General features: G+C 40.7%; 22 protein-coding genes. 11 read left to right on the top strand and 11 right to left on the bottom strand.

What is annotated here, in order from left to right:
• Nucleotides 1-92 precede the first annotated feature (92 nt).
• Nucleotides 93-521, top strand: coding sequence for a DUF1810 domain-containing protein (locus AC6CH7_RS01560; RefSeq protein WP_498261001.1), 429 nt, complete (start codon nucleotides 93-95; stop codon nucleotides 519-521).
• 579 nt (nucleotides 522-1,100) lie between these two features.
• On the opposite strand, the gene AC6CH7_RS01555 is transcribed toward AC6CH7_RS01560, so the two are convergent.
• The 6 genes from AC6CH7_RS01555 to AC6CH7_RS01530 form a co-directional block, all read right to left on the bottom strand.
• Nucleotides 1,101-2,165: an AI-2E family transporter gene (locus tag AC6CH7_RS01555; protein ID WP_498261000.1), complete on the bottom strand. Its 1,065-nt coding sequence runs from the start codon at nucleotides 2,163-2,165 to the stop codon at nucleotides 1,101-1,103.
• Between the two features lie 50 nt (nucleotides 2,166-2,215).
• Nucleotides 2,216-3,391 carry an ABC transporter permease gene (locus AC6CH7_RS01550; RefSeq protein WP_498260999.1) on the bottom strand — a complete coding sequence of 392 codons (1,176 nt, stop codon included), beginning with the start codon at nucleotides 3,389-3,391 and terminating at the stop codon, nucleotides 2,216-2,218.
• The gene (locus AC6CH7_RS01545; protein WP_498260998.1) at nucleotides 3,360-4,544 is read right to left on the bottom strand and encodes an ABC transporter permease; all 1,185 of its coding nucleotides are present in this window, start codon (nucleotides 4,542-4,544) and stop codon (nucleotides 3,360-3,362) included. The genes AC6CH7_RS01550 and AC6CH7_RS01545 overlap by 32 nt, the downstream gene beginning before the upstream one ends.
• Entirely contained in the window at nucleotides 4,544-5,533 is a 990-nt protein-coding gene (locus AC6CH7_RS01540) for an HlyD family secretion protein (protein WP_498260997.1), read from the bottom strand. Before AC6CH7_RS01540 ends, AC6CH7_RS01545 begins: the two co-directional genes overlap by 1 nt.
• Nucleotides 5,534-5,621: 88 nt before the next feature.
• Entirely contained in the window at nucleotides 5,622-7,055 is a 1,434-nt protein-coding gene (locus AC6CH7_RS01535; RefSeq protein ID WP_498260996.1) for a TolC family protein, read from the bottom strand.
• A gap of 38 nt (nucleotides 7,056-7,093) precedes the next feature.
• Nucleotides 7,094-7,780 (bottom strand): porin, encoded by a 687-nt coding sequence (locus AC6CH7_RS01530; RefSeq protein WP_498260995.1) that lies wholly within the window; start codon nucleotides 7,778-7,780, stop codon nucleotides 7,094-7,096.
• A 447-nt stretch (nucleotides 7,781-8,227) separates the two neighbouring features.
• On the opposite strand from AC6CH7_RS01530, the gene AC6CH7_RS01525 reads away from it, so the two are divergent.
• On the top strand, nucleotides 8,228-8,794 hold the full coding sequence (locus AC6CH7_RS01525; protein WP_498260994.1) for a hypothetical protein: 567 nt from the start codon (nucleotides 8,228-8,230) through the stop codon (nucleotides 8,792-8,794).
• Between the two features lie 246 nt (nucleotides 8,795-9,040).
• Here the strand turns inward: AC6CH7_RS01525 and AC6CH7_RS01520 are convergent, their stop codons facing one another.
• Both AC6CH7_RS01520 and AC6CH7_RS01515 read right to left on the bottom strand, forming a co-directional pair.
• Nucleotides 9,041-9,340: a hypothetical protein gene (locus tag AC6CH7_RS01520; protein ID WP_498260993.1), complete on the bottom strand. Its 300-nt coding sequence runs from the start codon at nucleotides 9,338-9,340 to the stop codon at nucleotides 9,041-9,043.
• Nucleotides 9,341-9,384: 44 nt separating this feature from the next.
• Entirely contained in the window at nucleotides 9,385-10,029 is a 645-nt protein-coding gene (locus AC6CH7_RS01515) for a PIG-L family deacetylase (protein WP_498260992.1), read from the bottom strand.
• Between the two features lie 231 nt (nucleotides 10,030-10,260).
• Here AC6CH7_RS01515 and AC6CH7_RS01510 point away from each other — a divergent pair, with 231 nt between their 5' ends.
• From AC6CH7_RS01510 to AC6CH7_RS01485, 6 genes are all read left to right on the top strand, one after another.
• The gene (locus tag AC6CH7_RS01510) at nucleotides 10,261-10,452 is read left to right on the top strand and encodes a hypothetical protein (protein ID WP_498260991.1); all 192 of its coding nucleotides are present in this window, start codon (nucleotides 10,261-10,263) and stop codon (nucleotides 10,450-10,452) included.
• A gap of 29 nt (nucleotides 10,453-10,481) precedes the next feature.
• Complete coding sequence (locus tag AC6CH7_RS01505; RefSeq protein ID WP_498260990.1) at nucleotides 10,482-10,811, top strand: four-helix bundle copper-binding protein; 330 nt, start codon at nucleotides 10,482-10,484, stop codon at nucleotides 10,809-10,811.
• Between the two features lie 25 nt (nucleotides 10,812-10,836).
• On the top strand, nucleotides 10,837-12,036 hold the full coding sequence (locus AC6CH7_RS01500) for a YncE family protein (RefSeq protein ID WP_498260989.1): 1,200 nt from the start codon (nucleotides 10,837-10,839) through the stop codon (nucleotides 12,034-12,036).
• Nucleotides 12,037-12,222: 186 nt separating this feature from the next.
• A complete protein-coding gene (locus AC6CH7_RS01495) occupies nucleotides 12,223-12,399 on the top strand; it encodes a DUF6496 domain-containing protein (protein ID WP_498260988.1) in 177 nt (58 codons plus the stop codon).
• 195 nt (nucleotides 12,400-12,594) lie between these two features.
• Nucleotides 12,595-12,771 (top strand): hypothetical protein, encoded by a 177-nt coding sequence (locus tag AC6CH7_RS01490; protein WP_498260987.1) that lies wholly within the window; start codon nucleotides 12,595-12,597, stop codon nucleotides 12,769-12,771.
• Between the two features lie 71 nt (nucleotides 12,772-12,842).
• The gene (locus tag AC6CH7_RS01485; RefSeq protein ID WP_498260986.1) at nucleotides 12,843-13,094 is read left to right on the top strand and encodes a hypothetical protein; all 252 of its coding nucleotides are present in this window, start codon (nucleotides 12,843-12,845) and stop codon (nucleotides 13,092-13,094) included.
• A gap of 176 nt (nucleotides 13,095-13,270) precedes the next feature.
• Here AC6CH7_RS01485 and AC6CH7_RS01480 read toward each other — a convergent pair whose 3' ends face one another.
• A complete protein-coding gene (locus tag AC6CH7_RS01480; RefSeq protein ID WP_498260985.1) occupies nucleotides 13,271-13,864 on the bottom strand; it encodes a DUF4142 domain-containing protein in 594 nt (197 codons plus the stop codon).
• Between the two features lie 369 nt (nucleotides 13,865-14,233).
• On the opposite strand from AC6CH7_RS01480, the gene AC6CH7_RS01475 reads away from it, so the two are divergent.
• Both AC6CH7_RS01475 and AC6CH7_RS01470 read left to right on the top strand, forming a co-directional pair.
• Entirely contained in the window at nucleotides 14,234-16,096 is a 1,863-nt protein-coding gene (locus AC6CH7_RS01475; protein ID WP_498260984.1) for a transketolase, read from the top strand.
• Nucleotides 16,097-16,409: 313 nt separating this feature from the next.
• A complete protein-coding gene (locus tag AC6CH7_RS01470; RefSeq protein WP_498260983.1) occupies nucleotides 16,410-16,787 on the top strand; it encodes a hypothetical protein in 378 nt (125 codons plus the stop codon).
• Between the two features lie 719 nt (nucleotides 16,788-17,506).
• On the opposite strand, the gene AC6CH7_RS01465 is transcribed toward AC6CH7_RS01470, so the two are convergent.
• Nucleotides 17,507-19,747: a S41 family peptidase gene (locus tag AC6CH7_RS01465; protein ID WP_498260982.1), complete on the bottom strand. Its 2,241-nt coding sequence runs from the start codon at nucleotides 19,745-19,747 to the stop codon at nucleotides 17,507-17,509.
• Nucleotides 19,748-20,400: 653 nt separating this feature from the next.
• On the opposite strand from AC6CH7_RS01465, the gene AC6CH7_RS01460 reads away from it, so the two are divergent.
• Nucleotides 20,401-20,886 carry a hypothetical protein gene (locus AC6CH7_RS01460; protein ID WP_498260981.1) on the top strand — a complete coding sequence of 162 codons (486 nt, stop codon included), beginning with the start codon at nucleotides 20,401-20,403 and terminating at the stop codon, nucleotides 20,884-20,886.
• Between the two features lie 72 nt (nucleotides 20,887-20,958).
• On the opposite strand, the gene AC6CH7_RS01455 is transcribed toward AC6CH7_RS01460, so the two are convergent.
• The gene (locus AC6CH7_RS01455; protein WP_498260980.1) at nucleotides 20,959-22,638 is read right to left on the bottom strand and encodes a sodium:solute symporter family protein; all 1,680 of its coding nucleotides are present in this window, start codon (nucleotides 22,636-22,638) and stop codon (nucleotides 20,959-20,961) included.

Below are 22,638 nucleotides of genomic sequence, written 5' to 3'. Positions count from 1 at the left end.
TAGCCAATGGAAGCCCCTACACCTCCTAAAAGGAATCAAGATAACTATAGCAATTCAGCAAACTTTGTCTAATTTGTAAAGAAAATTAAGCGATGAAACCGCATAATCTGGAAAGATACATCACCGCACAGAAATCAGTATTTCAAACTGCTTTGACTGAAATTCAAAACGGCAGGAAAAGCAGTCATTGGATGTGGTATGTTTTTCCGCAAATCCAGGGACTTGGCTTTACGGAAATTTCCAGATTTTATGCCATTCGTGACATTGACGAGGCAAAAGAATATCTGCAACATCGCGTATTGGGCCCAAGACTGATTTTAATGTGCAATACCTTGCTGGAACTTAAAACCAATGATGCACATCAGCTATTCGGCAGCCCGGATGATCTGAAACTAAAATCGTGCATGACTCTGTTCGCGGCGGTTTCACCTACAGATCCAGTCTTTGAAAAAGTCCTTGATAAATTCTATAATGGCTTAAAAGACCACATCACGCTTAAAATATTAAACCTGCAGCGTTAAGTCAGGAATTTATTATTTTGGTTGCGCTCCATACGGACATCAATAATCCGTTTCCACCCTATCCGCAAATGAGATCCGTTTTCTAGACCCCAGTCTTGCCACAAGCAGGTAAAAAGTGTTCATCACACCATTTGCCTTCTTATCCTGATATAAGAAATCAAGATTGTTTCGAGTTCTATAAAACGTAAAATGGACAATTGGTGTAGATTCCAGCCCAGAAATTCCGAATAAATTTATAAAGCAGGCGAATATAGAAAACATTTGTTGGTCTATTTTAGTTACCGATGTATGAGGAAGAACCACTTTTTCCGAAAAAAAACAATAAACCAGTTGTGATTGTAATTTCTTTATTGATTTATTACTATTGTTTATTCTTCAGCTTATGAAAACACCTTGATATGAAGGCATCAAGATCCTTTTTTTGCTCCTTATGGAGCATTATGGCCTTAATCGAATACCGTCAAAAGGCTTTACGACCTTTAGGTAAGTGACAACCTTATTCTATATTAGGTCACTTTAAAAACCAATACATACAAGAAAGCTATAGCCGATTGTGGTCGGGTTCTGTTGAATCAGTGGCTAATCTTTAGTGTATCTTTGTTTCTTTTCCAGCCAGGAATTGAAAATTGTATACGATAAAGCCATAATAATTGCTCCTTTAAACATCCCTATAACCCCCCAGGCAGCTAAACCACCCATAACGCCGATGAACAGCACCAGAAAAGGAAGTTTCCCGCCGCTTTTAGCAATTAAAATGGGTCTTAACAGCGCCTCGGAAATTAGTAGACACAAGCCATACACCGTTAAAAAAACTGTTGTTTCTGTATGACCTTGTGTACTTACCCAAATCACCAGGGGCAGCCAAACCAGCAAGGGGCCCATTTGCAACAGTACGAAAAAAAAGACCAATGCGGTAAGGATCAACTTAAAATGAATACCCGCTATCACAAAACCAATCCACGAAAAAACAGCTGCAAAAAAAGCAGTGCCCATTACCCCAATCGACACACCTTTAATCGACTGGCCAATAGCTTCAAGCAAAAGCAGTCCATCCCGTTTACCCAACAGGTGCTGTACAGTTAGTCTAACAGGCATTAATTTCTCTTTTCCTCCTGCTAAAAAGAAGGCAGAAACAACAATTCCAAAAATAAGCTGTAAACCAGTACCCAACAGCCCTGCTCCCCCAGCAATCAAATGATGCAACACATCTTTGATCTGATGTTCATGGCCAATCAAAGTCTCCTGTGGGTTTTCCCGCAAATGACGCCAGAATTCAGCAATGCTTTCACCTGCATAAGGCAACCTGGTTATTTTTTCGGATAATGGCGGAATCCCATTTGTTTTGATTTCCACTATCCAGTGGACCATATCCCCAATGTGTTTACCCAGTGCCGTAATCATAAAAATAAAAGGCAGGGCAATTATTGCAACCAGAATCAGCGCATATATAATCCCCGCAAGTTTTCGTTTATTAGCCATCAGCCGAACAAGACGTTCAAAGGGGCCTGCAAAAGAGGCATAAAAGATCATTGTAAAGGTGAGTACTCCAAAAAATATTTTAAGCACATCATACAATGCAAACAACAAGGCCAACAGTGCCAGGATCAATAAACTTGTTTCTATAATATTCCGGGAGGTTGACATAGTGGGTTAGGGTTTGATGTTCATATAATCACAATGATTTATTCTAGAGCCTATATTGTCGTTATCGTCAATACTTTGCCCCTAACACCCAGGAGCCGATAATACGCTAAACCACTATAAAGTAGCCATAACATCACTAAATGCAGCAAACTTCCCGGCTGGCTGAATAAACCAGCACCCGACTGCACAATAGCCGTATACATTTTAATAAATGGTGTAGTCGGCAAGAACATTGAAATCCACTGTACCGCCCGTGGTAGCGATTCGAATGGCCAGGAGTATCCTGTGATCAGAAAAATCGGATAGGTAGAAAAAGCCATCATTTGCAGGCAGAGCAATTGCGATTTAAACAGCGACCCTATAAATTGGGCCATAGGAATAAGCGTAAGAATAAACAGTATTAATAAAAGGCTCAATTCGAAACCATTGCCCCGCATCGGCAAATTGAGCAGGCTGTAGTTTACATTCAGAAAGAAAAAGGCATAAGCAGCAAATAGAAACAGGTAAAACAATCCTTTTCCCCAAATACCGGTAGATATCCCTCCCTTTAGCCATTCGCCAATACGTGAATGTTGCCGTTCCCCAGCGACACTTTCAGATAAACCTATCAGTAAGGTTTGTTGTAAAATTAATGCCAATAATCCAGGAAGCAGGAAGGCGCCATAGCTTGATCTTTCGTTAAACATTGGTCTGTAATCTAAATTTACGGGCATTACGTTTTGCATGGCTATTGCGGAGCTCATGCCTTCGCTCTTTTGGAAATACTGTAACCGTACGCCTGCTCCAATGGTAAGGCATATTTGCTGCACGTTCATTAAGATGTCGCTTGAGGGCAGGAACCTGGCAGCATTTACGGCAAGCGCCACATTGCTCTGCTTGAGGGTTAGTAAATTTGATTCTGTGCCTTTTGGAATATAAAAATACCCTTGGCAATTTCCGCGGTACATCTGCTCTTTGGCTTCTTCCAGATTAGGGAAATGAATTAATTCAATAATAGGCGAGTTATCGATGTTTTGTTGCAGCAACCTTGACAATCTTGAATGATCATCATCAACAACTGCAAGCTTTACATTTTGTTCTTCTTTATTGATGTAGATGCTTCCATAAAAAAAAGCATACAGCAATGGTGCAATCAAAAGGGTCAGGAGCAAACTATGGTCCTTTGCCACAAGGGTCGTCTCTCTTAAAAAGAGCTTAATTATGGACTGCTCCGATTGTTTTTTCATCTGTACTGGTATTAAACTGACGTTGGAATAAAAGAATTGCAGTTGGGAACATCACCGCGCAAAACAATAACAGCTTATTTAAATCTGCCTGTGCATAATGCAATGGTAAATTCATGTAATAAACTTTAAAAAAGGCATCCAGAAATGATGTGTACGGCATAATGGTAGCATAATACTGATCGTACCATGGCATGGCCCATCTTGGAAAGGTAAATCCACTAAAAACGAAAGCCGGAGAAGTATAGAATAGAGCGGTATCACCAGATAACATTATATCTTTAAACAAAGCCGAAATAAACATTCCTATCCCAATACATGCAACTGAGAGTAATGTATAAATAACAAAGAATTTGCCTGTAGCAGCCGCAACTCCGATATCAAAAAAGGGAAATACTACAAAAGCAATAAGTATAAAATTAACCCAACTTACCACAAGATGCGCAATGGTTTTGGCTGCAATTACCGTAAAGGCAGAGCCATTTGACAACTCATATAGTTCCTGCATTGTTTCTGTTTTCCATTCATAATTCAAGGCCAGCATACTGCTTATGATCAGTATCATTTGCATGCCAACGGTTATTAATCCGGGTACCAAATACTCCTGATAATTATAACTTGCATTATAAAGCTGGTAAGAATTTAGTTTAATTGGATTGGCAAGTGCCATTGCCTGATCGGCTTTCATCCCTGTTTTTATCAGCTTCTTTAAAATCACTCCAGAACTTCCTGTAATTACAACTTCGGCGACTGCCTTATATACCATTTTTGCGGGCACCAGAGACGCTGCATTGGTATACAGCGTTACATTAACCGGGTGCCTGCTGTAAATGTCTTTCTGCATGTTTACGGGGAAATGTATGGCTCCCAGTATTTTGCCCTGCTGTATTAGTTTTTCAACTTCGGCCTCACTGCTTACTCTTCTGGTAATGTTTAATGCTTCCCGTTGTTCAAGTAAAAAAGTAAGCTGTCGGCTAACCGAACTTTGGTCATCATCCCATATGGCAAATGATAAATGTTTAGCTTCTTCTTTTTGGTAAATCACGGCATAGAATGAAAACAAAAGCACCGGAACAACCAGCATAACCAGGTAAAATACCTTTAAGCTGAGGATGCGCTTCCATTCCCTAATGATAATATAGCCAAAACGATTCATCAAGGCAGAATTAATGATGCAGTCATCCCAGAACGTAACCCTTTTACCTGCGATTGGTTTTCCGGCTTAAGTTCTATGGTAAAGGTTCTAAGTTCAAACTGTCCCTTATCCTTTGATGGCACCCAATTGGCAAATTCAAGTGTTGGCGATATTGAGGTTACTTTTACAGAGAAGGCTTCAGGTTCGCATCCGGGTACTTTTACAGATGCTACCGCTCCTAATTTCAGTAAATTGGCTTTGTCCTGCCTAATATTGAACCGCAAAAGTGTGGAATTCTTTTTTTCAATGGTCATCATAGGATAGCCTATTGATACGATCTCACCCTGATGGGTAACCAAACTCGAAATAACTCCATCTGCAGGTGCATAAACTTTGGTGTTATCACCAAGAGCCTTTGTAAGCTCGTATGCCTGCTCTGCCTGTTTTACAATAGCATTAGCAGTTTTAAGCAGCTCGGGCCTTGTTCCTTCTTTCAGCATTTTTAAGTTCAGCGCTGCAGTTTCCATTTCTTTCTTAGCCGCCTGATATTTGAAATAGAAAACATCTTTCTCTTGCCCTGATATCACATCAGCATTATACAAACGTTGCATGCGCTGATAGGTGGTATTAAAAAGATTATATTGTTCCTGACTGATCTGATAAAGTTTCGAGGTTGCTTCAATTAGCTCTGGTCTTGCACCATGGGTTAACAACTCCTGCTGACCTTTAGCTGCATCTATAGCTGAAAGCGCTTGAGCTTTAATCGCATCTATTTCGTTTGAGCGTAATATGGCAACTAATTGTCCTGATTTTACGGTGTCACCCTGCTCAACAAGCAGCGAATCCAATCTGCCCGGAAATTCTGCTGCTACGTCAACGCTCGATGCGTCAACCATCCCAACAAAGTTGTTCTCATCTTCCTTGTTTCCGGATAAGAAGAAAAATAAAGCAATAATTACAACTAATATAGGGATGAGCAGTGCCCAATAGTTTTTTAGAATGTTTTTCATTGGAATATATTTGTCTTTTAGTGGTTATGAAGCTATCATGATCTTATATTCGTTCTGTTATGTGATCTGTAAGATCACGATGGTTTCATCACTTAATGTATTGAGTTATTTGCTGTGGTTTACCTAGACTGTTGAAGTATTCTGCTGCAGCTAAATAATATCCAAACACTGCGGTATGGTAGCCTTTTTCAATTTCTGTTTCTATTAATAAAGCATCATTTACATCTTTAGGAGAGGATAGCTGATTTTTCATCCGCTCTGTAATAAGACGGCTTGTGGTATGGGCATCCTTTCTGGCATTATCTAGCGATGTCACCTCATTTTGAAGAGATTTCATCTTGTTTCTGGCAACCGCAGATAAGACTTGTATTCCAAGACTTGCATTTTGCTCTGCAAGTTTTGCCTCTTCTATCAGTTGTCTGGCTGCAAGGGTTCTTTTTCTTGTTTGCCCGTTAAAAAGCGTCCACTGTAGTTCTACACCAACAAACCAGTCGGGCATAAGAAGAGGCAGGTCACGTTGATATAAGTTATAATTTCCAATGGCAAAAATGTTGGGTAAAGAAAACGACTTACTGATCTTTTCTGCTGTTTTAGCATAAGAGATTTTACTGCCAGCCATTTTATATACAGGATTTGATTCCCAAAAATCGTCTTCAGGTTCAAACGGCTCAATAGCTGCATAACTCAATGTGTCTGTAATTATCATTGTAGAGTCGAGCGGAACGCCAAGCAGCTTGTTAAGCTCTATATAGGCATTTTGCTGCTCCAGCTTGATGTTGTTGAAATGGCTTTCGGCTTGCGATAATACTACATTAGTCCAGCTTTTCTGATAAGGTGCAAGTATTTGGTTTTTTACCAGCTCCTGAGCATAATGGTTATTTTTGGTTAGGGCATCTATCATTACCCGCTGCTTATTGAAGAGGGTGTTTAAATACAAAATGCGCAGATATTGGGCTGCAATTAAAAAATCGACTTCTTTATTTACAAGATCAACGTTTATGTCTGCAGAATTTACAAGAGATTGAGCCAGGTTTCCGGCAGCGTCTAGTTTGTTTCCCAGAAAAATGGGTTGCCTTACACCTAAGCCGGCAACAAAATAAGATTGCTTACTTAAACTCGGATTATAGTCGGGATAAACGCCCCCAATAATGTTTTTGGAGGCATTGTATATTCGATCCTGTGCAGCTTGTGACAAATCGCTACCGGTAACCTCTTTAAATACTTCATTTGCCGCGTTAACGCTTTGCTTTGAGGATCCCTCTACAATACCATCTTTTACCGTTTGTAAATTTACCGTTAATGGGCTGCTCAGGTATGTGTAACTAGACAGCAGATCTACTTTGGGTAAGTAGCTCTTCTTCTCCGCCTGCAAATTATATTGCCCGGATAACAGTGCAGACTTTGCTTGTTTAACCGATAAATTGTTTTCACTTGCAATGGTCAGACATTTTTGTAAAGTTGTATTTTGTCCAAAACTTATAACAGGTAGAACCAGCAATAAAACTATAATTGATTTAAACATTCTATTTATTTTTGTCATAAGCTGCTAATAAAATTATATTACAAAATCAGCAAGGGTGAAGTAATGCCCGGCATGCCATTTAGCTGATTGAGACTGGTTTTTGACCTGAACTGATTACCCAAAGCAGTGTAATACATATTTACGGGATCACCGTTTTTACTGGTTTCCTGAAAAATGCTGAAACTACAGATCGTCTGGAATTTCCCTCCGGCAAAACTGCCGTTCCAGTTGCCAACATAAGCAGCTGGGAACTTAGCCTCTTTAAGATCTGGAACATTCTTGTACAATTCTGCAAAAGTTTTGGTCCTGGAATTCAATACCTGCGCAGAAAGGGTGTGATTAGCTGAGGCTTTCCAATTGAACTGCACACCTGTTAAAAAATTATCTGCCTGATCTACAATATCATTGTATTGGTAAATATCAATGGGGTTCATATCAAATTCATAACCGCCCCAGGCAGCACACATCTTTCCTATGGAAATACTTGTCCGGTCTGATATCTTGTAACCAATAAAGGCCGGATCTGTTGATCTGGTGATGTTATCAACGGATTGCACTTCCGGATCCTTGGCGTAGCGGTCGCGGAACCTGAAAAAAACTTTGTCTTGAAATACATTTCCTTTAATTTCAAGCCTGAACTGTTTTACTGCGAACGTGCTGCTGATGTAACTGCCAAAAACCGCCAGTTCAGGGTATTGCCGAAACGTTTGAATAAACCATTCCATAATTTGATATTTAGATAAAAAAGAGAGAATAGACCAGATTAAGATATCCTGCAGGCGGCTGGATTCTTCTTAAAGTTGATGGCGCATTTTTTTTTAAAAAAAAGTCATATTGCTACAGGCAAATTAAAAGACTGCTGGGCTACCCTTACGAAGGTGACTGTTTATAGAAAGAAAAGTAAACAGGGTTGAGACAGTTGGGATGATTGCATTCATAGGATGAGTATTTAGACAGTGGATGATAAAAGTTTATACTGTATTATAAATTTGAAGCGCTTAGTATCAAACTATTTTCAACAATTAAACACACCATCATGCATAACATGCATTAAATCTTTTGTTGAACAATTCTCAATTAAATATAAAGGTTTTTTTTAAAAAACAAAAGTTAGGCAATCTCTTCTGCCATATTGAATGATTTATTGCAAGTATGCTTATCTTAGGGTTAAAATGGAAACATTCACCCACATCAAAACAGTCATTAGTATAATACTGGGTTTAAGTATTACACATTCCTTAAAAGGTGCGAGTAAACTTATGGTGCATCCTGGACGTGTTAAGCCTTATTGGATCCATCTGCTCTGGGGATTTTATCTCTTTTTAATGACCATTTATTTTTGGTGGTTTGAAATCCATTTATCAGAAATTCAGCATTGGAATTTTTTCAAATACTCTTTTGTAACCTGTTATGCTATCATCTACTTTATTTTATCTGCACTTCTGTTTCCAGAAGATTTAAGGGACTATAAAGATTATGAAGATTATTTCTATTCCCGAAGAAAATGGTTTTTCTCTATTCTGGCAATACTTTTTGCATTTGATATGATGGATACTTATATCAAGGGAACCACATATTTTACGAAAATGCAATGGCCAGACCTCTTCAGAACGATAATTCATATAGCTGTTTGCGTATTGGCCATTAAATCATCAAACAAGTCTGTTCATGCCGGAATCGTGATTTCATTTATTCTTTACTTGATTTGGTGGATTCTGCGATTCTATATTGACGGATAATACTTAAGAAGTAGAAATTTTTAAGGGTAATGATCAATTAAGGACACCTATCGTATGGCTAATGAAAATAACCATCGGCAACCACCATTCTTTTCGTATTGTCGCTCTGATTTACCAGTACGCCTTAAAACGCACCTTTTATTCCCTTTTATTTATTCATCGCTATAATTTTCATTGTAAAATCGTTGCCTTGAACAGTGATGTATAGGTCAGTTCCATTCGCAGTCCGAAGGGAATAGCGAGAAATTATGTTGTCCGTTTTCCGGACCCCAGTCTTGCCACGAGCTGGTAATAAGTACTCATCGCACCATTTGCCTTCTTATCCTGGAATAAGAAATCAAGATTGTCTTTTTCATAATCACTGAAGAAATCCTCCCAGCTGATCTCCTCGAGGTCATCACTTTCACGGAATCTGGGGAAGTGAATGGCTAACGCACCTTCATCCCCAACCAATCCGGTCCCCGTTGTTCTGGCCGGAATACCATTTCGCTGTTCAACCCATTGCCGAATGACCTGGTGGTTATGTGTTTGATTAAATGTACTCATACGATCCATGTTTAATTTGTACATCAAAGACCATGCAGGGGCCCTTATTTCCCCCTAATTCTCAGCGTATCAAGCTTCATCAGTGCCTCCTGAGGATGAACAAAGTGCCGGAATGCTTCCTCCCTGGGTGTAGTCTTTGCCTCCCAGCTATCGGCGTCACAACCATACACTTCTGTAATTACACTGTATTTTTTTCTCCAGGTACCCAAACGGAGTTCATAATTAACCGCATCGTCAGTGATCGCCTTTGGAAAATACATCCGGTTACCATCCTCATAGGCAAAAGTCCAGAGTTCCTTAGCCCTTATTTTTCCGGAAGACCAAAGTTTGATCACCGCTCTACCAACCTCTTCATGCCTGCGGTGCCGTGTGTATTCTCCGTCGGGACTATGTGTAATGATCAGGTCAAACCATTTATGGGGCAGCACCTGCAAAGTGGTTTGCTGAACCACTTTTGCCGGCAAAGGGCGTTGTTCCGGCCCATCGTCCATATCCGCAATCTTTCCACTCGCCCCAAGAAAATCTATGGCCTTACTGAATTTTTCTGATTGTTCCTGATCCCCTTTCCGGCATAAGCAGGCAACGAAAACATCCCATGAGGGGTGGTCGATCAATAAGCCGCCAGCCCATAAGGTCTCATCATCGGGATGGGCCACCACTACGCCAACTACTTTCTTATCGGTATCCATCTAGCTAAAATTTTAAATAATTGTTACCGACTCCATTGATAACGATTAAAATTATTACCCATGAATCCCGTGAACATTTATAAAACAACCCAGCAAAGGATGGGTTTTATTTTTTTACACCGGATATTCTGAGGTCCTTTTAAAAATCGACATTATGACAAACTATTTAAATCCCTGACTGTTAACATTTAAATAGCAAACTCATTTCTTACTTTCCCTCATACCTAAACCATGGAAAATAAAAGAAAAAGAATAACAAACCATGATACCGATAAGGTCATTGCAAAGCTCGGTAGTTCACATCCCAGGAAATCTAAGGCTGAGGAGCAGTTTTTCAAGAAGGAACAAGTAAATGCCGACCTAAAAGATCAGGCGGAACAAACATCCCCGTATGTTAACAAACCGCACATGCTTTTTAGGTAACGATATGATTTGAATTTAAACTGAAACCAATGGGATACCATGAATGGAAATCATGCATTGAGGCCTGTTTGGAATGTGCCTCAACTTGCAATTACTGCGCCAGCTCCTGCACCAGGGAACCGGATGTGGAAATGATGGCGGAATGCATCAGGCTGGATATGGAATGTGCAGCGGTATGCTACGCTGCTGCACAGCTGATGAGCCTGGGTATGGACAGCGCAAAACAACTCTGCAAACTTTGCGCTGAAATTTGTAATGCCTGCGGAACAGAATGCGGCAAACACCATACCGAACATTGCCAAAAATGTGCTGAAGCCTGTTTGCATTGTGCTCAGGAATGCCTTAAAATGGCCATATAGTCCGCTTCACCTAACATCAGTCATTGTGAAAGACCACAGGAGTTTAACCGGAATGCTATGCCTGATCGGAATCGGGCTGAGCAGTATTACCGGACAAAACATCCCCCTCAAATCTCCAAGTCTGGGGCCCTCAACTGACACACCTGGAAACAAATCCTATTCTGGGTTAACCTTTGAGCAAACACACCTCATTCCTTCCTCCTGGGGAATTAAATCCGTCTTATTCAATTCTACAGGAACAAAATTGTATGCGCTTAACCTGGAGAACATGTACATCAGTGAATTCAGCCAGAAAAGCAAAAAGCTAATCAGGGTGTTCAGCTTTAAACCCACAAAATCCCGGGGTCTGGATTATCGTTCCCACCAGGACATCGCTTCGTTTGCCGAAAAACCTGTAGAGGCCTGCTTTAGTCATCAGGATAAAATCTTGTGGGTATCCCTGCACAACAGCGAGGGGATTATACCCTTGCTCCTTGATTCGGTCTTGCTAAACAAACCGCTCGCCAGCCTGGTCAAAAACAAAGTTGTTTACCGCTCAAATCAGGAAACCCATACCAAGGACACGATACTATTCCCCCTGATTCAAACCGAAAAAACACCGAAAGTAATTGCAAAAACAGCAGACAACAAGTATTTACTAGTCAGTAACTGGACCTCCAAAACTGTCAGCATCTTAAAGATAAACGATACCCTCGCCCCTTATGGAAAAAGAATAGCCACCATATCCACCTCAGCCATCCCCAGGGGAATTGCCGTAGATGATAAAAACAGCAGGACTTACGTGGGGATAATGGGTGGGAATTCGATCATCAGGATCAACCATAAAAACTGGAAAGTTGAAAAACGCTTTACAGTTCCCCAAAATCCGAGACACCTGGTCACAGATACCTTAGGGCATTTGTTTGTTTCTTTTAATTCGGTTTCGGAAATTGCCTGCATGGCAACCGCTACAGGCAGGATCTTATTTACCGCCAAGACACATGCGCAGCCCAGAACGATTGCTTTATCCGGAAATCAGAAATTCCTTTTTGTGACCTGTTACCTGGGAAATAAAATCGACGTTTTTAAGATCAACCCAGGAAGCTTCAGTAGAATTTTTTCCATCCACTGTCCCGGAAAGCCTGTTGGGATCGCTCTGTATGAAAATCAGGATACCATCGAAGCATGGGTTGGTAATTATTTAGCCGGCCATTTGAATGTATTTACATTTAAAAAGATCAATTGAAGAACTAGTAAGGCTCACTACGAAAACTTTGTCATGATCTCAGATTTGTCATTAAACACCTTATGACAAACCATTTAGCAAACAGAGTGTTACTTCTACACGATAAGGTCAGAAATATTAAACAAATCCCAGGGATTTATGATTGCTGGCCTATAGACAAAATGGAGAAATTTAAATACTCAGATTATGGCAAAGTATTCGGAAAAAGCCTCAGAGAAAGTAGAAGAAACCATGCATGAAATGAAGGAAGGGAAGCTCAAGTCCGGTAGCGGGAAAAAGGTCACCTCAAAAAAACAGGCCATTGCGATTGGCCTTTCAGAAGCCCGTAAAGCAGGCGCAAAAGTTCCCAAGAAAAAATCCTGAGCCAGTTTCATCCTTCTTTTTTTAACTGGAACAGGACTCCAGAATTAAAACAGTGCTCATAAACCTATTGCCTTATGGAAACCATTATATATATCGCAATTGCCCTGATCGTCGCGCTGCTGGTTATTGTCCTGCTGGGTTACCTCCGGTCAAAAAGAGATTAAGCAAAATCGTTCAATTTAAAGCAACAGCATCATGAAAAAAAGAGATAAGATCCTACCTGAGAGTGATACCGACAAAGCGCTGGCAAAAGCAGCTAGTGCTCCTCCGAAAAAACTCAAAACCGATGAGCCGCTTTCAGAAAAGGACGAAGTCAAACAGGCTGAAGAAGAACTGCGCCAAAGGTTAAACAAAAATAAAAAAGAAAGTTAAGCACCCCCTGTCTCCCACACGATAGGAATCTTAACCCGCTATTGTTCTTACACCCTAAAAATTAAGATATTATGAAAAATCGAAATACCCCGCAACCGGGTTCAGCAACATATGATGCTGAAAAGCCACAATACTTAAATGTCCCCGAATACCACAGCAGCAGCGACAGAAGGGCGAGTTATGAATTGCCTTCAACGGAAAACCTGAATGATCAGGTAGACACCAATGAACCCTGGATTTCAAAACCAACCCTACCAAAACCCAACCTGGGCAATCCCCGGCACAAAGATGAAAACGACCGTGAAAAACTCATCAGCCCATAAGGAACCGGAATAACCAATCTCCCATTAAGCCTATGGGGCCTATACAACATAAAATTGCCGGGCAAGGCAACCCCATTGTCAGGCATAAGTTTACACCCGACCCCGCTGTCCTGGTCCATAAGGATACCCTTTACCTGTACACAAGTTCGGACACCTCCAGATGGAGTAAAACCAGATCATTCTTCTTTCGGTAAGCCATCGGCAACCATCTTACCATCCTTGATGCTTTTGGAAAGGAACTTTGCTCCTTCGATATTTCTCCTCCACACCAGTAAAAACTTAGTAGCCAGAGAGGACACCGTAGTATCAGGAGACACGACCCCTTTCTCCAGCATGACAATCATCTGGTCATGATGCGCTATTGTGGCAGCAAGATATTTCTTATCAAAATCTGTCCCTTTTGACTTTTTCAGTTTAGCATAAATGGGATCAGGCTCAACCGTCGTTGAATCCGCTAAAATCATTTTCCTGGTTTCAGCAAGCGGTTTAAGGTCCGAATTTGCCAGGATACAAGCATCCATTACTTTTATGGCATAGTCCCTTACCCTAGAGTTTTTGGTTTTTTCTTTCGCCAGTTTCGACAGGTTGATTTCCTTACCGCTACCGACCGACATTTCCTGGATAAACTGTTCGGTCGCGAGTGTATCTGGCTGCTGACTCCAGACACGATAAGTATACTTTTGCTCCACCAGGGTGCTTTTTGCAGCACCGCACATGGCAATGGCACAAATCACAATGGAAGCCACCGCATAGTCTTTGAAATTTTCCATAACATACAGATTAAAACATATAAATAATCAATGCAAACAAGCGTTACACATTAGATATGGAATGGCGCTACTTCAATAACAATTGTCAAAAAATGTAGTTTTAAAGAATTTCATCAAACACAAATCTTTTTTATTTGTTTTCCTTACAGCTGACATGAACCGTTCCAGGAACGACCACCGGGCCAGCTAAATCTAAAGCCTCAACAGGTGTCGATTTTCGCTTATTTTAACGGTTCAGGGACGCTCAAGTGCTTAATGCTATCACTTCAACGTTCTCCCAAGGTTCTCTCAACGTTCTCCCGACGTTCTCTCAACGTTCTCAACGCTTTCCACACATTCCTTTAGTTGATTTGAAAAAAACAAAACCCTATGGAAAACAACGAGAAATTACAAGAAAAAGCCAACCTAGTTCGTAAATGGTGCCTACGCACCACCACAGCAGCGGGATCCGGGCACCCGACCTCCTGTCTGTCGGCAGCCGATCTCACAGCGGTGCTCTTTGATAAATATTTCAGCTATGACCTCCAGAATCCGCTGAATTTATATAATGACCGATTTGTCCTTTCCAAGGGACACGCCGCTCCCCTGCTATACACCTTATTCGGCATGGCCGGCGCTTATCCCTTGGCAGAAACACTCAGGTTACGAAAATTCGACAGCCGGTTTGAAGGACACCCCACTCCAAAATTTGTGTATTCAGAAGCAGCCACGGGCTCATTAGGTCAAGGTCTTTCGGTTGCAGCAGGACTTGCATTACTGGCAAAAAGAGAGCAACTTGATTACAAAACCTATGTCCTTCTAGGTGACGGAGAACTCGCAGAAGGACAAGTCTGGGAGGCTGCAAACTTTGCCTCCTATCATCAGCTGGACAACCTGATCGCCATAGCAGATATCAACCGACTGGCCCAAAGCGGAGAAACCATGTTTGGCTGGGATGTTGAGAAATATGCCGAACGGTTCCGGGCTTTCGGATTTGAAGTCATTCAGATCGACGGTCACAACCTGGATGACGTGGATCAGGCCTTCCGGCAAGGCATTGACCATCAGAACGGGAAACCCCTGGCCATCATTGCCCAGACCATTAAAGGCAAAGGCGTCTCCTTTGTGGAAGACAGAGAAGGCTGGCATGGGAAAGCCCTGGATAAAGAACAGTTACAAAAAGCACTGGAAGAATTAGGAGATACCGATGAGCAGCTTCACTTTAACCTGAGGAAACCCGACACCACCTGGTTGCCGGGACAGGCTACCTTTCCAATCGCCATAGGCCCCTCCTTCAACAAAGACCAGGAGCATGCCACCAGGGAAGTATTTGGTGAAGTGATCGCTGAGCTGGGAAAAGAAAATAAAGACATCTATGTACTGGATGCGGATGTGAAGAACTCCACTTTTACCGCAGATTTTTTAGCCTTATTTCCATCGCGTTTTATCGAATGCTATATTGCGGAACAAAATATGGTATCCGTAGCCGCAGGCCTATCCAGATTAGGTAAAATACCTGTGGTAGCGACATTTGGTGCATTCCTCACCAGGGCGGCCGACCAGATCCGTATGGCGAGGGTATCTGAGGCAAATATCAAATTTGTGGGCTCACATGTCGGTGTTTCCATTGGTGAAGATGGACCTTCTCAAATGGGACTGGAAGACATTGCCTTATTTGGAACCCTACCCCATACCGTGATCTTCCAGCCGGCAGATGCAGTGGCAACCTCGAAATTAACCGACCTGATGATCAAACATCAAGGCATGGTTTACCTAAGAACACTGCGTCCTAAAACACCCCTGATCTATGAAAATCAGGACGAGTTTAAGATTGGGGGATCAAAACTATTGCGACAGTCAGATGAAGACCAGCTGACCATTGCCGCTACCGGCATTACGGTATTTGAAGCACTCAAAGCAGCAGACCAACTGAAAGAAGAAGGAATATCTGTCCGGGTATTGGATTGCTACAGCATCAACCCTATAGATCAGGAGACACTGATCAACTGCCTTAACGCAACCAGGCATCCTATCCTAATCACTGTGGAAGATCATTTTGCACATGGAGGAATGGGTGATTTTGCCATGACTGCAGTGACTGCATCGGAAAGAACCGTACAGGTAAAAAAAATGGCGGTAACTCAGGTTTCGCATTCGGGAAAAATGGATGAATTAATGGAAGAAGCAGGCATTAGTGCATCGGCCATCATCAGTCAGGTACGGGCGCTGGTCCCAGCAAGCGTACTTCATTGAAAACAATAGATGGCTAAAACACCTTCACTAAAAAATAGATATTCAATTATGGAGATAAATAAAGTAAAACCATTACAGGAATTCGGCCAGCGCATCTGGCTGGATTTTGCTGACCGCAACCTCATTCGTTCCGGTCAGCAAAAAAACTGATAGCGGAAGATCGCCCGAATAGCATGGCCATTGTCAATTGGTTCCAGATAATTAATGCTTTTCCATGCAGGTTATTTTTTTACAAACCACCGGGGATCCGAGTTGTTATTTCAAAAACGGCTCACCATTTTATAAACCATTGTCAATTCAATCATACTGACTTATGAGATTTAGCATTAAAGACCCTACAGATTATAAGCCCCTACTGTTGAATGCGATACCCACAACATATGAAGGCGCAAAAGCACTTAAAGTGATCTTTCCGGAAAGGGATTCGATTACCATGGTAAAAAGAAATAATGTGTGGATCAACGCGACTGAAACTGACCTTCGCGTTGAACTGCTAAAAGCGATTTCTCAGGGTATCCAGTCACATATTGAACCATATAAAGTCCCACAGAAACAAACGAAGTTTAAAATCACGACCATAAAAAATATGTTCCCCTTGCTGCTGATAATGGCCGGAATAGCCCTGGCAGGGTGTGGCGCCAGCGACAAAAACAAAGATGTGGATTCCCTGCCGACCTGCACATCGGGGTAACAGGACTTACTGCTCTGGATGGCAGCGAGGCGGCTGAAAAAGCAGTGGGGACAATGTTCATGCATTGCAGGCTATTCGGCAAAGCACTGTTTTCTGAAAAGGCACAATTTGAAGGGGGGTCCGAGAGAAATCGTAAGACAAACTACCGAGTATATGGCTTCGTTTCTATTTCCCTTGTACTGACTGGAGCAAGTGGACTTCCAAACGTCAGCAAAACCTGGTTTACGCTAGACAGGTTCAACGTTTACTTTCCCTGTTCAATTTTAGGAATCACAGTAAGCGTAACGCCGGCACGCTCAGCAAATTCTTCTTGGATTAATCCCCAGCTTTCTTTTTTCTTTTACAAATGAGGCTAAACCTTTCATTATATGCATTTGCATCTATTCACGTACATACAGCAAAATTATACGTAAAGACATATAAAAAATAAAGTTTAACAATGTTATATGCATATCAATATAACATCACCCAGTTACCATTAAATAATATGCATATAGATATAATATTTTTTAATCATGCCATTTCCGCAGAACATGCGTTTATATATGGCAAATCTTCAGGATTAAGCCGACGACATCCGTTTTGCTGCTACCTCTGGATATCCATTATGGTTCTCCAGTTGCTTCATCAAAGTAATTTGACTTAAAGCCATTTCCTTGAAAATTTAAAAACAGCTTGCCATCATATGAATAGACATTCTGGTCATAATTTGGTATTTGTTATAATATCATTTGTATGGCTCTTTGAAGGAGCTCATCTTTTTCTTCAATTATGCCTTTGATCGTAGGTCTAACTTCCTCATCAATTTTAACACCCACTCTTTGAGTTTTAGTATTGTCAGGATAGAAAATGCCTAATCCAGAAATCATTGAACTGATTCCACCCGGCAAGACCAAACTGGAGACATTGCCGTCAGCGCCGGCGGTCATGCTGCCAATAACCTTAACATTTGGCGAACTTTGAAAAGCCATTGTTGTGTATTCTGCTTGGCTTTGACTGGTTGAGTTTACAATAATAATTACTTTTCCTTTATAGTTATCGGAACTTAATGCTCCGTTTACAATTGGAGTGGTATAAACGAACAAGCCAGGTTGTGTTTGTGAAGGCCTGGTAATTTTAGCGAAATCCCCAGGAAAAGATTTTATATAATTTCCAAAAGTAAACGGCATAAACTCAGAAGGGTAACAGCGCATGTCAACAATTATTCCCTTTGTGTCTTTAAACAGCTTTTTGATTTCTGGTAATTCAGCATTTTTATACGTTCCCGGAAAAACATAACCAATGTCTTTATTGATCAGGTTGTAAGATGATTTTCCCTTATTGGAATATTTCGCCTTGTAAAAGGTTGCCAGATCAATTGTATGTATGTTTTCATGAATGGTTTTACCCTCTCTTAAAACCCCGATATTAAAGGAGCTTAGGTTACTTCTAAGCAAATAGTTAAACGGGAGGTCCCTCAACTTAGTATCATAATTGGAGGCGGGGGTTAAGGGAAGGAATTCTTCAACTAATTGATCTGTAGCTTTGCCGTTTATGGAAACAATTATATCACCGAGTTTAAGCTTATTCTTTACGGCCATTGTATCTGCATAATATTCTGTAACCACGAGTTTCCCCTGTACAAAAGTAGCTCCAAAAGGTACCGTATTTTTTCCTTTGATGTCGTCCAGCGTACGGTTGCTCCCCCAAATGTTCGCATGTGTATCATTTATACTGCCTATTAATTTTAACGCAGCAATGGTATAACCTTTCTTATCCTTTGCATTTACAAAAGTCGGGATAAATGTAGTTAAGGTCTTATTCCAATCCGTTCCGATTACATCTCTGTAAGGGAAAAAGTAATTGATCATGGCCCAATATCTGTAAAGGCAAAGCAGTCTATATCCTGCATCAGGATAGGTCATTTGGGCATATGGCTTTTCATGTTCAAACTTTACATTGCCGGTTCCAGGGTAATAACCTGCATAATAATTCTTTAAAATATTTCTATTATTCTTTATGTAAATCAACTTTTCAGTTAGAGATTTGGATAATACTGTACTATTTAATAATAATCCGTAATCAGGTTTCAAAACTGCTTGCTTATCCAGTACATCCTCACATGAAGGACAGCGGGCGGGTGTTGGAAGTTGATTCAGGTAAGTTTCAAGTGTTTTGCTTAATTCCTGATCACTTGTAGCCTGAATACTTCCCGGTAATATTCTGAAAAGTTCCCCATCCCAGTTGTATTCACCTTTAGCAATTGCAGGATGGTGGTATTTCAAAAAGCCCCAAAACTGACCTGTTACTTCAAGATTTTTAATTATTCGGGGGGTCAATTTTAAATCGTTGATACCGGATGTTTTATTAAATGCTGTATCTGTGTCCGCCTTTGTCAAAACAGTTTTCTTTTCTTGAGCCTGGTCGATAGCCTTTCCATCCAGAAAAAGCTCAAAATTATCGAACCAGACATGGCCATCACCCGATAGTAACCCACCTAAATGTATCGTTCTAGCCTCTTCACTATCATATGGAAGTATAATAGAATATTGCTTCCAATCGTTTGTTCCCTTTAGGTTTTTGGATTGCATATTGTCAAAGGCAATAGAGCCCGAAACGCCGTCAATTCGCAACCACATACCGGCAAACCCCGAATTCACATCTTCAGTTTTTATATATCCCTTTAATTCGATAGAATTACCCTGAAAAGTTTTGGGAATGATATAATCCAAGGCAGCAAAATCCGATTGATTATTTATTTTTTTGATTGAAAACGAATACTTTCCATCTTTCTTAACACTACTGTCGAGTTTAATTTCATAGGCTTTCTCCTGGTCTTTGTTAAAAGAATAGGACCAGCCTACTGGTCTTTTTGAGATTGGGTCAATCTCTTCTCCATTGATGTTAAAATTGGTTTTAATTTGACCGCATGCTGCCAATATATTAAGTGATAATATCACTGCAAAAAACGAAGAGCGCATAAACATTAAATTTGGTTAGCATAAATATAGCAATTATAACAACGATATTAGTGTACCGTGTCTTTTGATTCAGGTACGGAAAAAATTCAGTAAGAGGATGTGTCTTGTGATTTTGCTGCCGCCAATACAGTCTATAGCAGTTTCAATTGCAAGTACTAAATTAATGCGGTTCAGTTTCTTCCATTTTTCTTGATAAATTTCAATGGCTGAGTTTTGGAGCCACATTTTTCATTAAAACATTCTATTTATTAGCCGGAATATGCAGTTATAGCAGGACATAACATGATTCCTACTGTTCAGTCACCTTCTATACGATGAGATTCTCAAGCATTCAAATACTTAATCTATAACTTTCGACTTAAACGGCATCAAACTCTATATTTCGGGAAAAGTGAGTAAGAACTACGTTCGGCGAAAGAGGTGGCTACCTATTACGACCAAGTTTTATCTTTCATTGTTTCCAGGCTCTTGCCATAATCCATTTAGGTCAATAACTCTTAGGATTCTTTAATGAAACTCAAAATAAATACTAAGTGGATATTCAACATAATCCATTTAGTATTAAGACTATGATTATATTAATAAATGATACAATTTAACAAGGAATATTTATTTTTAATTAAATTTCATTAATTATTTAACCTCTTATCCCCATGAAAAAATCTTTTATCCTCCATGTTCTTTCAGGGCTTGGTATAGCAATGCTAAGCTTTTCATGTACCAAAAGATCAAATGATCCGATTGTTATAGATACTACTGTCGATTTAAAATATGTAAATTCAGAAGCAGTTAATATTCTAAATGAGACATATATTAAAGACCTTAAGGTCTTTCATTTGGTAGAAGGGAAGCTACTATCACCTGATTTAAGCAAAGGTCACGAGATTGGATTTTTATTGTACAAAGACCTCAAAGGCCAAAATATTTTAAGAATATTTCCCTTTCAACCACCTGGAAAGGACACAACTATTACTATTTTAAAGTTTAATAATACCGTACAGGACACGCTTACAAGTTATCTCTCTCATGAAAAAAATACCGTGATCTGCACGAAGGCATTTTATAACGGTACTCTTGAGTGGTATAGCGGTGATCCTGTAAAGCCAGAACGAATATTAACCATTACAAATAAACCATAAAAAAACGTTCTAACTTTAGCATGTATCGATTTGCGGTAAAAAATTGATACCCAAGCAGCTTCTTTCTCAAAGTTAATCAACTAATTTTTTATTGGCCAGTTTCCATAATAACACTGCCGATACCAGAATCAATCCGCCTACTGTCATCACGGTTATCGAGAAGTCTTTTGCAATATATCCAAGTATACCTATTCCGGCACCTACAACACACATGGAAAGTGCAATGACCCTTATGCCGAATTTGTTTTGTTTTGCTGCATCAAGATGAACGGCCGGATCTAGCAGCTTGATTGCTGTGATCAGTTTTTCCTGTTCCATCTCCGCAACCTTCACAGATACTTTCTTCGTTGAGAGATAGTATAATTCAAAAAATAGTAAAATAGCCATAGGAATACCCATACCCAAACAGGTTTCCATTGTGCGGTCCAATTTTAAATTCCAGATCACCGGAGCAATTACTTTAAAGAACATGTTAATCAAAAGCGACGATACCGTTGCTGTGACTACCGACAGTCCGGTTTGACGTCTGGAAAAAAGTGTCCAGATGATCGGAGCAAATAATGCTCCCCCAGCAATTGATGCTGTACTTAAAACCACTTCAACTATTCCACCTGCGCTGGGTATCCAAATGGCGACAACAATGGTCAATGCACCAAAAAGAAGTGTAAAAAAACGGGCCATCCAGATCACCTCGGCTTCAGAAGCTGCAGGTCTGAGCAGATTTTTATAAATGTCCTGTGCAAAAACGGTAGCCGCCATGTTAATGGTCGTATTTGCCTTGCTGGAAGTAGCAGAGACCATGCCTGCCAGTACCAGCCCAATCAGGCCGGCAGGCATTACCTTCTGGATCAGCATCATATAGGCATCCTCGGTTTCCAATCCCTGAAGATTTGGATTGATCACGCGATAGATCATTGGTGGTATCATCCAGATAAAGGGACTGATGAAATATAGTATCGTAAATATACCCGCCACTTTTTTGGAATTCTTTTGATTTGACACACTCGTATAACGCTGAACATATGACCAGTTCCCACCAATATAAAACGTTTGGTAAACGATAAAGGCTAGCATAAAACCAAAGGTATAATCCTGGTTAAAGGGTTCAAAGAAATGAGGTGGCGCCTTGGTCACCAGGTTTGCCGGTCCGCCGATTTGGGAAAATGCAATTGGGATAACAATCAATACTGCAGCAGTCAGAATAACAAACTGGACGACATCCGTAACCAGAACCGCCCATAATCCCCCAGCTGCCGTGTAAACGACAATGATTAAACCAATGACAATGATACAGGTTTCCAGGGAATAGGGTGTCGCCACGTGCACCATTTTACCAACGGGATATAAGACAGCCGCAGTAGTAAAAAGACTGAGTAACAGCGTCATGTAAGTATAGAATTGTTTCTCTCTGGCGCCAAAACGTTTACCAATGTATTCTGCAGCCGTGGCCACCCCTGTTTTTTTCCATCGGGCAGCAATAAAAAGCGTTACAATCAGGCCACTTATTGCCATCGTCAATTGTATCGCATTGGCAACTAAACCATGCTTATAGGCTATAGAACCCCAAACGACAAAAGTTCCGGCAGAAAAATAGCTGATGAACAGGGATAGTCCATTGATCCACCAGGGCGTTTCTCCTCCGGCTTCAAAGAATGCCTGTCCACTTTTACTGCCCACGCGAGTGAACGTAAGCCCTATACCAAATATAAGTAAGGCAAAAACGGCCATTACCACGAAATCTAATTGTCCCAT

The sequence above is a fragment of the Pedobacter sp. GQ55 genome (assembly GCF_059758925.1).
Note: the sequence above shows the minus strand (reverse complement) of the source record. Positions and strands in the feature narration are given on the sequence as shown.

Coding starts and splice junctions, on each gene's coding strand:
- AC6CH7_RS01560 (WP_498261001.1), top strand. CDS start 93: ATGAAACCGCATAATCTGGAAAGATACATCACCGCACAGAAATCAGTA.
- AC6CH7_RS01555 (WP_498261000.1), bottom strand. CDS start 2,165: ATGTCAACCTCCCGGAATATTATAGAAACAAGTTTATTGATCCTGGCA.
- AC6CH7_RS01550 (WP_498260999.1), bottom strand. CDS start 3,391: ATGAAAAAACAATCGGAGCAGTCCATAATTAAGCTCTTTTTAAGAGAG.
- AC6CH7_RS01545 (WP_498260998.1), bottom strand. CDS start 4,544: ATGAATCGTTTTGGCTATATTATCATTAGGGAATGGAAGCGCATCCTC.
- AC6CH7_RS01540 (WP_498260997.1), bottom strand. CDS start 5,533: ATGAAAAACATTCTAAAAAACTATTGGGCACTGCTCATCCCTATATTA.
- AC6CH7_RS01535 (WP_498260996.1), bottom strand. CDS start 7,055: ATGTTTAAATCAATTATAGTTTTATTGCTGGTTCTACCTGTTATAAGT.
- AC6CH7_RS01530 (WP_498260995.1), bottom strand. CDS start 7,780: ATGGAATGGTTTATTCAAACGTTTCGGCAATACCCTGAACTGGCGGTT.
- AC6CH7_RS01525 (WP_498260994.1), top strand. CDS start 8,228: ATGGAAACATTCACCCACATCAAAACAGTCATTAGTATAATACTGGGT.
- AC6CH7_RS01520 (WP_498260993.1), bottom strand. CDS start 9,340: ATGAGTACATTTAATCAAACACATAACCACCAGGTCATTCGGCAATGG.
- AC6CH7_RS01515 (WP_498260992.1), bottom strand. CDS start 10,029: ATGGATACCGATAAGAAAGTAGTTGGCGTAGTGGTGGCCCATCCCGAT.
- AC6CH7_RS01510 (WP_498260991.1), top strand. CDS start 10,261: ATGGAAAATAAAAGAAAAAGAATAACAAACCATGATACCGATAAGGTC.
- AC6CH7_RS01505 (WP_498260990.1), top strand. CDS start 10,482: ATGGGATACCATGAATGGAAATCATGCATTGAGGCCTGTTTGGAATGT.
- AC6CH7_RS01495 (WP_498260988.1), top strand. CDS start 12,223: ATGGCAAAGTATTCGGAAAAAGCCTCAGAGAAAGTAGAAGAAACCATG.
- AC6CH7_RS01490 (WP_498260987.1), top strand. CDS start 12,595: ATGAAAAAAAGAGATAAGATCCTACCTGAGAGTGATACCGACAAAGCG.
- AC6CH7_RS01485 (WP_498260986.1), top strand. CDS start 12,843: ATGAAAAATCGAAATACCCCGCAACCGGGTTCAGCAACATATGATGCT.
- AC6CH7_RS01480 (WP_498260985.1), bottom strand. CDS start 13,864: ATGGAAAATTTCAAAGACTATGCGGTGGCTTCCATTGTGATTTGTGCC.
- AC6CH7_RS01475 (WP_498260984.1), top strand. CDS start 14,234: ATGGAAAACAACGAGAAATTACAAGAAAAAGCCAACCTAGTTCGTAAA.
- AC6CH7_RS01470 (WP_498260983.1), top strand. CDS start 16,410: ATGAGATTTAGCATTAAAGACCCTACAGATTATAAGCCCCTACTGTTG.
- AC6CH7_RS01465 (WP_498260982.1), bottom strand. CDS start 19,747: ATGCGCTCTTCGTTTTTTGCAGTGATATTATCACTTAATATATTGGCA.
- AC6CH7_RS01460 (WP_498260981.1), top strand. CDS start 20,401: ATGAAAAAATCTTTTATCCTCCATGTTCTTTCAGGGCTTGGTATAGCA.
- AC6CH7_RS01455 (WP_498260980.1), bottom strand. CDS start 22,638: ATGGGACAATTAGATTTCGTGGTAATGGCCGTTTTTGCCTTACTTATA.